Genomic DNA, 12,438 nt, shown 5'->3' on the forward strand with positions numbered 1-12,438 from the left:
CCCGTCCCGACCCCGGAGGAACTGCAGGCCTCGCTCGACCGCGCGTTCGACGAGACCGTGCCCGCCGAGGAGAAGACCGACCTGGTGCAGGGCGCCGAGCTCGATCCCACCCTGATCGACCAGGTCGCCATCGCTGCGAAGCAGGCCGGTGCGGTGATCACCATCATCGACGTCAACGACAACGAGAACGGCACCGCCACCGCCGGCATCGAAACCCAGCTCGGCGACCAGGTCGCCACCGGCACCGTCGATTTCGTCGCGGAGGACGGTGTCTGGAAGCTGTCGAAGAACAACGCCTGCGGCATCGTCGCGGCCGCGCAGCTGCAGACCCCTGCCTGCCCCTGATATCCCTGCCCGACCCTGATACAAGGGTTAGGCACAGAACGGTTCCCTACGCGTATTTCCGCGTAGGGCACCGTTTTTCGCTGTTCGGACCCGGTCAGTTCTCGGGGGAGTGCCATTCCACGCGGTCGACCTGCGACTGCGCGAGCCGGGTGGTGGCGTCGGGGTCGACGTAGACCTGGTCGCCCGACAGCACGAGTGTCCCCTCGACGGGCAACGGAAGCATCGGATCGAATGTCATGCTGCCTTCCCCGGCCATCGTGTAGTGCTCGATGTCGAGTTGGCCCTGTCCGTTGGGCAGCATCCACACCGAGCCCTGCGGTGTCTGCTCGACCCGGACGTCGACGGTGACGCGCTCGTCGTCGTCGGAGACCAGCGTGGCGGTGCTCACCTGGTCGATCGTGACGCCGGCGCTCATCACCTGCTGACGGATCTGCCACACCGCGCCCACGCCGATCTCGGCGTCCGGGAACGAGACCATGCGGTACACGGACTGATAGAACGCCTGCTCGATCGCGGAGCGGGCGACGTTCGCCGTTTCCACCGTCGGCGCCAATCGGAGTGCACTGATCGCGCCGGTCGGGGCGACCGTCAGCCCGGCCCGGGAGCCGGCAGCGTCGGCGAGCGCCGACGCGAGCATCGGATCGGGCGACGTCCCTTCGCCGAGAACGATGTCGACGAGCGTGCTCGGCTGGGTGTCGGAGACCGCCTGCGTCACCGACGCGGCGAGGGGAAGGTTGAGTTCGGGAGTGGAGAAGTCCTGACGTGGCTCTTTGTCGATCTGCTGGAACACCTCCGAGCGGGTGGTCAGCACGACGTTCTGCTCGACGTCGGCCGGAGGTGCGAGCCGCACCACCGCGCGGGGCTCGCTGCCCGCCTCCAACACCGTGGTCGTCACCGCGGATACGGGCACCGTCACCTCGGAGGATGTCGCCGCGGATGTAGCAGGGGCGCCCTCCGAAGAATCGCCGCATCCGGTGACGAACGCGGCGAGGGAGAGAACGGCGGCGAGGGCACACGGCCTCGGGTGAGGGAATCTGGACAGCACAGGCACATCACCAGGGTAGCCACGGCGGGAGGGGTGACCGCTCACTCGTGCGGGTAGGGGATGATGTAAAGGTGACTGACGAAGCTTCCCGCCCCGATCCCGCGGGCGATCCCGCTGTGCCGAGGGCGGTGGAGACGCCCACGCCCGACGCGGTAGCGGCACCCCTGCCCGAGGCGGTAGCGGCCCCCCTGCCCGAGGCGGTAGCGGCACCCCTGCCCGACGCGGCAGAGGAACCCTTGCACGGCGCGGTGAAGTCCCCGGTCGGTCGTCGGGCGACCCGCGCCCTCTTCGTCCTCGCGTTCCTGATCTACGTGGCGGACCTCGTGACGAAGGTGCTCGCCGTCCGCTTCATCGATCCTGCCGATCCGGTGTCCATCGTCGGCGACACGGTGACGCTCACGCTCGTCCGTAATCCCGGTGCCGCGTTCTCCATGGCCACGGGCATGACCTGGCTGCTGACCATCGTCGCGATCGGCGTGGTCATCGGCGTGATCAAGATCGGGAGGACACTGCAGTCGCGCTGGTGGGCGCTGGGCCTCGGCCTGGTACTCGGCGGGGCGCTGGGCAACCTCACCGACCGCCTCTTCCGTTCCCCCGGCCCGCTGCAGGGTCACGTGGTGGACTTCGTGTCGGTCGGATGGTGGCCGGTGTTCAACGTCGCCGACTCCGCGATCGTGTGCGGAGCGATCCTCCTCGTCGCGCTGACCGTGTTCGGTATCGAGCCGAACGGCAGCAGGTCCACGAAATCCGACACCACCGGAAAGGAAAGCCGCCAGTGAGGGAAACCCGGTCGATGCCTGTACCCGACGGGCTCGACGGGATGCGTGTCGACGCCGGCCTCGCCCGCCTGCTCGGTTTGTCCCGTACCGCCGTCGCCGCACTCACCGAGGAGGGCGCCGTCCTCGTGGACGGGACGCCCGTCGGCAAGTCCGATCGTCTCTCGGCCGGGTCGTGGCTCGAGGTCGAACTCCCCGAGCCGCCGCGTCCGCTGACCATCGAGCCACAGCCCGTCGAGGGCATGGAAATCCTGTACGCCGACGACGACATCGTCGCGGTCGACAAGCCCGTCGGGGTGGCGGCGCACGCGAGCGTGGGGTGGACCGGGCCGACCGTCATCGGCGGTCTCGCAGCCGCAGGGTTCCGCATCTCCACGTCCGGTCTGCACGAACGGCAGGGCATCGTGCACCGTCTCGACGTCGGGACTTCGGGGGTGATGGTCGTGGCGACCTCCGAGCGGGCCTACACCGTGCTCAAACGCGCCTTCAAGCAGCGCACCATCGACAAGCGGTACCACGCGCTGGTGCAGGGCCACCCGGATCCGAGCAGCGGCACCATCGACGCACCCATCGGCCGGCACCGCAGCAGCGACTGGAAATTCACCGTGGCCGCGGACGGCAAGCCCAGCGTCACCCACTACGACACCATCGAAGCGTTCCAGGCCGCGAGCCTGCTCGACGTCCACCTCGAGACCGGCCGCACGCACCAGATCCGGGTGCACTTCTCGGCGTTGCGGCACCCGTGCTGCGGCGACCTCACCTACGGTGCCGACCCGCGCCTCGCGGCCAGGCTCGGTCTCGAGCGCCAGTGGCTGCACGCAAAGTCGCTGGGGTTCGCGCACCCGACCCAGGGGCAGTGGATCGAGATCGAGAGCAAGTACCCGGCCGATCTGGAACACGCACTCGACGTGCTCCGCAGCGCCTGACCGATGAGGCGCGCGCTCCCGTGGGCGGCTGTCGCCGTCCTCGTTCTCGCCGTGCTCGTCGCAGGGTGGCTCTCGCCCGTGCGGCCCGCCTCGGTACGGAGCGACGGCCTCGGTCCGGACAGCGGTGAACTCGTCGCCGACTATCTCGCACGCGCCGACGCGAGCCTTGCCGACGCGGAACGCGAACCGGACGCCCCGCACTGGGGCCTGATCTCGTTCGAGCGGGAGGTCGACACGGCCGCCGTCGCGGCTCTGCCCGGGCAACTGCGGATCGGGCAGGTGTTGTTTCGCGTTCCGATCGACCGAGTGCAGACGCCGCTCGTCCCGGTGGCAGTGTCGGCGCACCCGGAGGCGCTGCGCAAGGCTCCGCTCGTGGCGGCGGGCGGGTGGCGGCGCCTGGGGGCGGGCCCCGCCGGGGCGGCGGGGAGCGGGGGGGGGGCGGGGGACGGGCTGGCCGCGGGCGGGGCCGGCGGCGGCGGCGGCGCGGGGCGGGGCACCGCCGCACAGTGGCGTGCCGCCGCCGACGACCCGGCAGTACGCGCGGTGGAAGTACTCCCGTCCGATGCCGTCGCGGGACGTTTCTCCCTGATCCCGCTGCTGCCCGAGCATGCCGAGACCGTCGTGCCCGGCCCGGACGACGCCGAACCCTGAGATCGTCCGCCCTCGGCGTGAGCCGGGATCGTCGCAGCCGTACGGTGTCCTCGTGAACCGCCCGACCGCTCCCGTTCTGCGCACAGGCGTGCTGTGCGGCCTCGGCGCATACCTGTCCTGGGGGCTTTTTCCCGCCTTCTTCGGGCTTCTCGCGCCGGCCGGTGCCATCGAGATCCTCGCGCACCGGGTGCTGTGGACGCTCGTGCTCATGGTCGTCGTGCTCGCCGTGATGGGCAGGCTCGGTTCGCTGCGCGGCCTGTCCCTGCGCACCTGGGCACTCGTCGCGGCGGCCTCGGCGGCGATCGCGGTCAACTGGGGCACCTACATCTACGGGGTCACGTCGGGGCGCGTCGTCGAAACCGCACTGGGGTACTTCATCAATCCGCTCGTGAGCGTGCTGTTCGGCGTGCTGTTCTTCCGCGAGCGGCTGCGGCCGGCCCAGATCGCTGCGCTCGTGCTCGCGGTGTGTGCGGTCCTGGTCATCACCGTCGACTACGGGCGGCCCCCGGTCCTGGCGCTGACGCTGGCGCTGTCGTTCGCGTTGTACGGAGTGATCAAGAAGGTCGTGCCACTCGACCCGAGGACATCGCTGGCGGGGGAGGGCGTGGTCGCGGCTCCGTTCGCGCTGGGATACGTGATCTTTCTCGCTGTGACGGGGGCCGGCACCTTCCTCGGTTTCGGTGCGGGTCACACGGCTTTGCTGATGTCCGCGGGGGTGGTCACCGCCGTGCCGTTGCTGTTGTTCGGGGCTGCCGCCCAACGCGTTCCGCTGGCTACGCTGGGGATGTTGCAGTACCTGACGCCCAGCCTGCAGATGGCGTGGGGGGTGCTCGTCCTCCACGAGGACATGCCGGCGTCGCGGTGGATCGGTTTCGTCCTGATCTGGGTGGCGCTTGTGGTGTACAGCACCGACGCGCTGATCCGGTCGCGTCGTGGGCGCGCCGCGGTCAAGGCTGTCGGTAGCTCGGCTTAGACTCGTCGGTGCCCACAGACATCCCGGGAGAGGCACGCGTGGCTGACTCGTTCGTTCATCTGCACAACCACACCGAGTACTCGATGCTCGACGGCGCCGCCAAGGTCGGCCCGTTGTTCGCCGAGGCGCAGCGGCTGGGGATGACGGCCGTCGGCATGACCGACCACGGAAACATGTACGGCGCCAGCGAGTTCTACAACGTCGCCAAGAAGTACGACATCAAGCCCATCATCGGTATCGAGGCATACGTCGCACCCGGCTCCCGCTTCGACACCAAGCGTGTCAAGTGGGGCGACCCGAGCCAGAAGTCCGACGACGTCTCCGGCTCGGGTGCCTATACCCACATGACGATGGTCGCGGAGAATGCCGCCGGCCTGCGGAACCTGTTCAAGCTGTCCTCCCTGGCCTCGATCGAGGGACAGTTGGGCAAGTGGGCGCGCATGGACGAAGAACTCATCGCGTCGCACGCCGAGGGCATCATCGCCACCACCGGCTGTCCGTCGGGCGAGATCCAGACCCGCCTGCGGCTCGGCCACGACCGCGAGGCCCTCGAGGCCGCAGCGAAGTGGCAGGAGATCTGGGGCAAGGACAACTTCTTCCTCGAACTGATGGATCACGGTCTGTCCATCGAACGCCGGGTCCGTGAGGGCCTGCTCGAGATCGGCAACAAGCTCGGTATCCCGCCGCTGGCCACCAACGACTGCCACTACGTGACCAAGGACGCCGCGGAGAACCACGAAGCGCTGCTGTGCATCCAGACCGGCAAGACGCTCTCCGATCCCACCCGGTTCAAGTTCGACGGTGACGGCTACTACCTCAAGTCCGCCGACGAGATGCGCGCCATCTGGGACGCCGAGGTGCCCGGCGCGTGCGACAACTCGGTGCTGATCGGCGAACGCGTGCAGCCGTACGACGACGTGTGGACCCACCGCGACCGCATGCCGATCTTCCCGGTGCCCGAAGGCCACACCCAGGAGAGCTTCCTGCGCCACGAGGTGATGCGCGGACTCGACCGCAGGTTCCCGTCCGGCCCGCCGCAGGAGTACCTCGCACGCGCCGACTACGAGATCGGCGTCATCAACGAGATGGGCTTCCCGGCCTACTTCCTCGTCGTCGGCGACCTGATCAATCACGCTCGGGAGGTCGGTATCCGGGTCGGACCCGGTCGTGGTTCGGCCGCGGGTTCGCTCGTCGCCTACGCGATGGGCATCACCAACATCGATCCCATCCCGCACGGACTGCTCTTCGAGCGATTCCTCAACCCCGAGCGCGTGTCGATGCCCGATATCGATATCGACTTCGACGACCGCCGCCGCGGCGAGATGGTGCGGTACGCCTCGGAGAAGTGGGGCACCGACAAGGTGGCGCAGGTCATCACGTTCGGCACCATCAAGACCAAAGCTGCGATCAAGGACTCCGCCCGAGTGCAGTTCGGGCAGCCCGGTTTCGCCATCGCGGACCAGATCACCAAGGCGCTGCCGCCGCCGATCATGGCAAAGGACATCTCGGTGTCCGGCATCACCGATCCGAGCCACGAGCGGTACAAGGAAGCCGTCGAGGTGCGCGCGCTGATCGACTCGAACCCCGACGTGCGGAAGATCTACGAGACCGCGAAAGGTCTCGAAGGCCTGATCCGTAACGCGGGCGTGCACGCCTGCGCGGTGATCATGTCGTCCGAGCCGCTGATGGACGCGATCCCGCTGTGGAAGCGTGCGCAGGACGGCGCGATCATCACCGGCTGGGACTACCCGTCGTGCGAGGCCATCGGCCTGCTCAAGATGGACTTCCTCGGGCTGCGCAACCTCACCGTGATCGGTGACGCGATCGAGAACATCAAGGTCAACCGCGGGATCGATCTCGATCTCGACACTCTTCCGCTCGAAGACCCGGCGACCTACGAACTCCTCGCGCGCGGCGACACCCTCGGCGTGTTCCAGCTCGACGGCAGCGCCATGCGCGATCTGCTGCGCCGGATGCAGCCCACCGGCTTCGAGGACATCGTCGCCGTCCTGGCGTTGTATCGCCCCGGCCCGATGGGCATGAACGCCCACAACGACTACGCCGACCGTAAGAACGGCCGGCAGCAGGTCACCCCGATTCATCCCGAGCTAGAGGAACCGCTCAAGGAGATCCTCTCCGACACCTACGGTCTGATCGTCTACCAGGAGCAGATCATGCAGATCGCTCAGAAGGTGGCCGGTTATTCGCTCGGGCAGGCCGACATCCTCCGGCGCGCCATGGGTAAGAAGAAGCTCTCGGTGCTCGAGGAAGCGTATGCGGGCTTCCGGGAAGGCATGCTGAAGAACGGCTTCTCCGAGCCGGCGATCAAGGCCCTGTGGGACACGATCCTCCCGTTCGCGGGTTACGCGTTCAACAAGTCGCACGCAGCCGGCTACGGTCTCGTCTCCTTCTGGACGGCGTACCTGAAGGCGAACTACCCCGCCGAGTACATGGCGGGTCTGCTCACCTCGGTCGGCGACGACAAGGACAAGGCCGCGATCTACCTGTCCGACTGCCGCAAGATGGGCATCACCGTGCTGCCCCCCGACGTCAACGAGTCGCACACCAACTTCATGTCGGTGGGTGAGGACATCCGGTTCGGGCTCGGCGCGGTGCGCAACGTGGGCACCAACGTCGTGGCATCGATCATCAAGGCCCGTGAGGAGAAGGGGAGGTTCACCGACTTCTCCGACTACCTCGACAAGATCGACACGGTCGCCTGCTCGAAGAAGGTCACCGAATCTCTCATCAAGGCAGGCGGTTTCGATTCGCTCGGGCATCCCCGTAAGGGATTGATGCTCGTGCACGCCGACGCGATCGACGCGGTGATGAGCACCAAGAAGGCCGAGGCCATCGGCCAGTTCGACCTGTTCGGCGGCGCCGACGCCGACGAGTCGGTCGCGTCGGTGTTCAACGTGAAGATCCCCGACGAGGAGTGGGACAGCAAGCATCGTCTCGCGCTCGAACGCGAGATGCTCGGTCTCTACGTCTCGGGGCATCCCCTCAACGGTGTCGAGCACGTACTCGCCGCCCAATCCGACACGCACATTCCGGCGATCCTCGAGGGCGGGTTCAAGGACGGTACGCAGGTCACCGTCGGCGGCATCCTCGCGTCGGTGAACCGGCGCATCAACAAGAACGGTCTCGCGTGGGCGTCGGCTCAGCTCGAAGACCTCACCGGCGGCATCGAGGTGCTCTTCTTCCCGCAGGCCTACGCCGTCTACGGCATGGACGTCGTCGAGGACTCGGTGGTGCTCGTCAAGGCGCGGGTCTCCGTCCGCGACGACCGAATCTCGTTGATCGCCAACGACCTCGCCGTACCCGACCTGTCCCAGATCGGGGTCGCGAAACCGGTGTCGGTGTCCATGCCGACACGGCTGTGCACTCCCGACAAGGTCGGGGCGCTGAAGAATGTGCTCACGAGGCATCCGGGGACGGCCGATGTGAACGTGCGACTGATCACGGGGAGCAAGGTCACGGTGCTCCGACTCGACGACAGTCTGCGCGTCGAACCCTCGTCCGCGCTGATGGGTGACCTGAAGGCGCTGCTCGGTCCCAGCTGTCTGGCGACCTGACCGGGGACTCGGGACTCGGGACCGGGCTCCGGGGTCGGGGTGTTCCAGCTGTTGTTCCGCGACCGCGGCACACCGCAAAGCCGGAGTCGGGCCCGAGCCGCGCAACCCCTACACCGAGCTGCGCGATGCGCTGGTGGCTCGGGATAGACGAGAAGGCCCTCGCGCTCGAAGGCCCCGGTAGCGGGGTAGTTGTCGACAGTGGGCGATTCGGCAGCCCCCGCCGAATCCGGCACCGCTGCCACAGAAGATCGCCGCGCAGCCGCACTGCGGCGTCTCGTGTGCGCCACCCACCGACCCGGCGAAAGCTCGCCGTACGTGAGACTGCGCATCAACACCCGATTCCGGATCGGGATCACCGCTGCTCCCAGCGGCGTCGCCGACGCCCTCGACCGCATCGACCTGTACGAACCGACGACACGGTGCCGGCCGCGGTCAACGACAGCATCATCGAGTGCAGCCATATCAGGCGAGCCCGCCGACCCCGAAAACCGGATAGCGTTGCAGCCCTTCTCGACTGCTTACGCGCCCGGTTCTGGATCGACTTTGCGTGCAGGATCGGGTGCGGATTCGAGACCAGAAGATGAGTGACCGCCCATGCGTGGCTCGCTGGTTCGGGCAGACCGCGGCTGCTGCGCATGCGCTGCCGCAGCGGCAGCCAGTGCGGACAGCAGGGCGTCGCGTCCGCTGCGATCGGGTGCGACCTCGACCCCGGCCTCGGTGCGGCTACCCGGTCGGTTTGGGTTCACATCGGGGTCGGCGACGTGTGTGCGGATGAGAGCGGCGAGACGGCCCGGCGCGATCGTGAGGCCGTCGACCGGGCGGCGTCGGTCGATCATCGACACCAGAGCGAACAGTGCCTTGGCCGCATCGCCACGGGCACCCTTGTGTGGAGTGTCGAGCTTCCACTCGGGGAGCCGATCCCGATACTCGTGGGCGATGACCAACAGGGCGCACAGATCCGTGACGTCCTTCGGTGCGAGGCGGCTGCGCCAGGCAAGCGCTTTGAGCACGACCGCCTGCTCGACGTCGGGGACCGGCACCTCGAACAGCAACGTCTCGGAGGTGGTCAGGCGTGCGCGGACCCGCACGTCGAGCGCGTCGGTGGCGAGCACGAGATTCAGGCCGGGAATCGCATGGAATCCTCGGCCGTCGTACTCGATCTTCGCCAAGGGTCGTCCGCTGGTGCTGGGGACCAGCAGGTCCACCGACAGTGGGGTCGCCGAGCCGGAGGGCGCTTCGTAGTGATTGCCTGTCACCAGCCGGTATCCGCGTTCGACGAGCGCGTCGTGCAGAGCGCTGTCGGCAGCGGCGACGGTGTCCATGCCGGCGTCCGCGTCGGCGGTCACCCGAGCGACCGAGTCGGTCGTCGGATAGATCCGGTTGAGCAGGTGCACCATGTGCCCGCCGATCACCCGATAGTTGCTGCCGTGGGCCGCTGCCGCGAGATCGGCGAGGGCGCGCAGCCCGCGATCGGCCGCGTTCGATGCGGCAAGGACTTCGACCTCTATCACAGTGCACCCTTCTTGATCGCGGCGAGCAGGTGCTCGGCGGCCTCGTGTGCGTCGGCACCGGAACTGTGGAGCACATCGTGCACGGCGATCAGCGGATCGGCCAGCAGTGCCGGTTCGCCCGCTGCGGCGGCGGTGCGCCACAGTGTCGGATCCGCCGGCACCGTGATCGCCAGGGTGTGCTCCTCGTCGGAGGCGGGACCGAACCCGGCCGTGGCCACGTCGACGAACTCCGGGACATAGAGCACGGCCTGAGCGGGGAGACGCCACGGTGCGTACACGTCCGCGGCCGCATCCCCACTGAGGAGGGCGGTGACACCCCGGTCGGTGCAGAACTCCACCGCGGTGGCCGCTTGGGCGAGAACCGGGTCCGCGCCGTACCAGTACGTCGTCGCACCGCCCGGGCCGGGATAGTCGGCAAGATAGTCCTCGAGCAGTGCCTCGCGGGAGTCGGCGACCCAGCCCGCGGGGGTCCGGTGCACGTGAGGGCACTGTTGCAGCGCCAGCGACACCGCCTGCTGGGTGACGTCCAAAGTCGCTGCGAGTTCTCGTTGGGGCATCGGCTGGTCGGTCAACAGGAGCAACCGTTCGATCGCCCAGCGGGTCCACGGTTTGCGGCCGCGGGCCGGGTGCCCGGCGGACGCGGGCCGGGGGGCGGATTCGGGTGCCACCGGGTAGCGGGTGCCACCGAGCACGATCAGATTCTCACCGGGGGCGATCACGTCGACTTCGCCATCCAAGGCGAGAGTGCGCAGGTGCGGGGTGGCGTGTGGTGTGACGATCAGCAGGTGGCGAGCCGGGATCGGAGTTTTGCGAAGGGCGGTGAGCGTGTGTGGGGTGGGGGGACGCCGCCGCACTCGCACGATGGTGGACCGCGTACGGCCGTCGGGAAGCGTCAGGTCCAGCTCGTGCAGGGAGCCCGACGCGATGCGGATGCCGGCTCGGCGCAGCAGTTCTACCGCGTTGGTGAGGAGCTGTGCTGTCTCTTTCATGCTGGTTCGCCCCCTCTGCCTGAGGATACAAGCATAGATGAAAATACCTGCCTTAGCTTGTATCGCTCAGCAAATCCCTAGGGACGGAGCGGTGACGCAGGGGTAGTAGGCGCTGGCTCCGACGCTGCGTTTAGACGCCAGATGCATTGCCGGATCAGCGGAGGTTGTTGTGCACGACGCGGTCGATCGGTTCGTTGGTACTCACCCCAGACGTGGCTAGCTCGAGTGACCCTGTCGATGACAGGACTGCGATTCCGTGGATGCCCACCCACAGGGCGGCGGCCACCTCTGCCGGGTCCGGCGCGGTCGTCGACTGTTGAACCAACCGGAGCACCTCTCGTTCCGGTCGCGATCACTGGAACCACGCCCGATCGCAGCGTGCCGTGGTGGCGTCGTCGGATGGTGGGCGAGACCCTCGAACCGCTGGATCTGTCCGTCTATCGGAGAGCCGGCGTCGACGGCGTACGCGCAGCCACTGACGCCGTGATGGCCGCGATCCGGTCCCGAACAGGACAGGAATACGTCGACACCTACGCCAAGGGTTGGGTGCCACCGGCTGCCAGTCCTGAAGCGGCGTGACCAGCAAGGAGTCGCTATGGGTTGCTCTCGCGGTGGCCTGTCACGCGAGCCGACACCAACGCCATCTCGTCGACGGCACTTGTGTCGAGGTCATCGGTTCCTATCTCCAAATCCCGAGTTGCCCCATCGATGACTTCGCGGGCAATGTTGAGGTGTCCGAGATGACAGCTGGTCTCCCCGAGGAGATGCACAACACCCCTTGAGCGCGGATGTGGTGACGCGCTCGAACCGCCAGCACCTCAGTGCCGTTGAGGCCGGGATCGACTTCGAAGTCGCCAGGTACGGAGTAGTTGGGAGCGTTGCCGAGCATGATCTCGTCCAGAAAGAAGCGCACTCCCTCTCGTACATGGACGCTCATACCGAGTGGAGACCACCCCGACTGCACGGCGGATTGGCGGAGCTCGCTCTCCGACAGTTCGACGAGGATTTGGGGGACTCGCTCCACCTGCATCGACAGTGCGCGAAGCAGCGGATGGTTGTCGGTCATGGGTTCGTCCTGAGGTCTGCTGACAAGTGCACTCATCTGCAGAGACCTTCTGATGCGCCTCGATTTTCGGATCGTGTCGAAGATGATCGGCCGGCTCCGATGTCACACTAGATGGGCCGAGAGGCGGCCCTCGACGGGAGGCAGACCGATGAAGTACGTGATCCTTATCCACTCGAATCCCCAGCCCTGGGGCCACCCGACCGGTGACTACCTGGCAGAGCACCAGGCGCTGCCGCAGGCACAGCGCGAGAGGATGAACGCCGACTTCGAGTCCCTGCTCGGTCAGATGCAGGAGAGTGGCGAGTTGCTCGGCGGCGAAGCGCTCGGAGATCCAGCCGCATCGAAGCTGTACCGTTGGCAGGCCGGGGAACCCACCTCCAGCGACGGACCTTACGCGGAGAGCAAGGAGCACCTGGCCGGCTTTTTCATGATCGACGTCGACTCACCGAGTCGCGCCGAGGAGATTGTCGCAAGGTTCGCCGGGCCGGGTGAGACCGTCGAACTGCGGCCCGTCATGTGGCCCGGAGGCGATAGCAGCGAATGACTGCCACGGTCGGCGAGGATGTGTGGCGGCGCGAGAC

11 protein-coding genes and 1 pseudogene are annotated in these 12,438 nt (G+C 67.5%); 8 read left to right on the forward strand and 4 right to left on the reverse strand.

The features are described 5' to 3' along the window. Positions 1-345 (forward strand): annotated as a pseudogene (locus tag TVH25_RS18130) (hypothetical protein); the annotation flags it as partial. A gap of 94 nt (positions 346-439) precedes the next feature. Here TVH25_RS18130 and TVH25_RS18135 read toward each other — a convergent pair. After that, positions 440-1,396, reverse strand: a complete 957-nt coding sequence (locus TVH25_RS18135) for a hypothetical protein (RefSeq protein WP_169620151.1) — start codon at positions 1,394-1,396, stop codon at positions 440-442. 158 nt (positions 1,397-1,554) lie between these two features. Between TVH25_RS18135 and lspA the strand changes: the two genes are divergently transcribed. The 5 genes from lspA to dnaE are packed head-to-tail and all read left to right on the forward strand — an operon-like array spanning position 1,555 to position 8,291. After that, positions 1,555-2,169 carry a signal peptidase II gene (gene lspA / locus TVH25_RS18140; protein ID WP_206038928.1) on the forward strand — a complete coding sequence of 205 codons (615 nt, stop codon included), beginning with the start codon at positions 1,555-1,557 and terminating at the stop codon, positions 2,167-2,169. A 14-nt stretch (positions 2,170-2,183) separates the two neighbouring features. Continuing rightward, complete coding sequence (locus tag TVH25_RS18145; protein WP_206036640.1) at positions 2,184-3,092, forward strand: RluA family pseudouridine synthase; 909 nt, start codon at positions 2,184-2,186, stop codon at positions 3,090-3,092. Between the two features lie 3 nt (positions 3,093-3,095). Continuing rightward, positions 3,096-3,743 carry a hypothetical protein gene (locus TVH25_RS18150; protein WP_422425089.1) on the forward strand — a complete coding sequence of 216 codons (648 nt, stop codon included), beginning with the start codon at positions 3,096-3,098 and terminating at the stop codon, positions 3,741-3,743. Between the two features lie 52 nt (positions 3,744-3,795). Next, positions 3,796-4,716: an EamA family transporter RarD gene (gene rarD, locus TVH25_RS18155; protein WP_346765067.1), complete on the forward strand. Its 921-nt coding sequence runs from the start codon at positions 3,796-3,798 to the stop codon at positions 4,714-4,716. Between the two features lie 38 nt (positions 4,717-4,754). After that, positions 4,755-8,291, forward strand: coding sequence for a DNA polymerase III subunit alpha (gene dnaE / locus TVH25_RS18160; RefSeq protein ID WP_169620147.1), 3,537 nt, complete (start codon positions 4,755-4,757; stop codon positions 8,289-8,291). A gap of 518 nt (positions 8,292-8,809) precedes the next feature. Here dnaE and TVH25_RS18165 read toward each other — a convergent pair. Together TVH25_RS18165 and TVH25_RS18170 are read right to left on the reverse strand one after the other, a co-directional pair. Continuing rightward, on the reverse strand, positions 8,810-9,802 hold the full coding sequence (locus TVH25_RS18165; RefSeq protein ID WP_422425090.1) for a hypothetical protein: 993 nt from the start codon (positions 9,800-9,802) through the stop codon (positions 8,810-8,812). Then, complete coding sequence (locus TVH25_RS18170; RefSeq protein ID WP_422425091.1) at positions 9,799-10,791, reverse strand: hypothetical protein; 993 nt, start codon at positions 10,789-10,791, stop codon at positions 9,799-9,801. Before TVH25_RS18170 ends, TVH25_RS18165 begins: the two co-directional genes overlap by 4 nt. A 399-nt stretch (positions 10,792-11,190) precedes the next feature. On the opposite strand from TVH25_RS18170, the gene TVH25_RS18175 reads away from it, so the two are divergent. After that, positions 11,191-11,370: a hypothetical protein gene (locus tag TVH25_RS18175; protein ID WP_422425092.1), complete on the forward strand. Its 180-nt coding sequence runs from the start codon at positions 11,191-11,193 to the stop codon at positions 11,368-11,370. Positions 11,371-11,470: 100 nt separating this feature from the next. Here TVH25_RS18175 and TVH25_RS18180 read toward each other — a convergent pair whose 3' ends face one another. Beyond that, the gene (locus tag TVH25_RS18180) at positions 11,471-11,893 is read right to left on the reverse strand and encodes a hypothetical protein (RefSeq protein WP_422425093.1); all 423 of its coding nucleotides are present in this window, start codon (positions 11,891-11,893) and stop codon (positions 11,471-11,473) included. Positions 11,894-12,005: 112 nt separating this feature from the next. On the opposite strand from TVH25_RS18180, the gene TVH25_RS18185 reads away from it, so the two are divergent. Further along, positions 12,006-12,401, forward strand: coding sequence for a YciI family protein (locus TVH25_RS18185; RefSeq protein WP_169620143.1), 396 nt, complete (start codon positions 12,006-12,008; stop codon positions 12,399-12,401). Positions 12,402-12,438 lie beyond the last annotated feature (37 nt).

The organism is Rhodococcus sp. 7Tela_A2, assembly GCF_049311045.1.
In the GTDB taxonomy this organism is placed as follows: domain Bacteria; phylum Actinomycetota; class Actinomycetes; order Mycobacteriales; family Mycobacteriaceae; genus Rhodococcus.

Coding starts and splice junctions, on each gene's coding strand:
- TVH25_RS18145 (WP_206036640.1), top strand. CDS start 2,184: ATGCCTGTACCCGACGGGCTCGACGGGATGCGTGTCGACGCCGGCCTC.
- TVH25_RS18150 (WP_422425089.1), top strand. CDS start 3,096: ATGAGGCGCGCGCTCCCGTGGGCGGCTGTCGCCGTCCTCGTTCTCGCC.
- TVH25_RS18170 (WP_422425091.1), bottom strand. CDS start 10,791: ATGAAAGAGACAGCACAGCTCCTCACCAACGCGGTAGAACTGCTGCGC.
- TVH25_RS18175 (WP_422425092.1), top strand. CDS start 11,191: ATGGTGGGCGAGACCCTCGAACCGCTGGATCTGTCCGTCTATCGGAGA.
- TVH25_RS18180 (WP_422425093.1), bottom strand. CDS start 11,893: ATGAGTGCACTTGTCAGCAGACCTCAGGACGAACCCATGACCGACAAC.
- TVH25_RS18185 (WP_169620143.1), top strand. CDS start 12,006: ATGAAGTACGTGATCCTTATCCACTCGAATCCCCAGCCCTGGGGCCAC.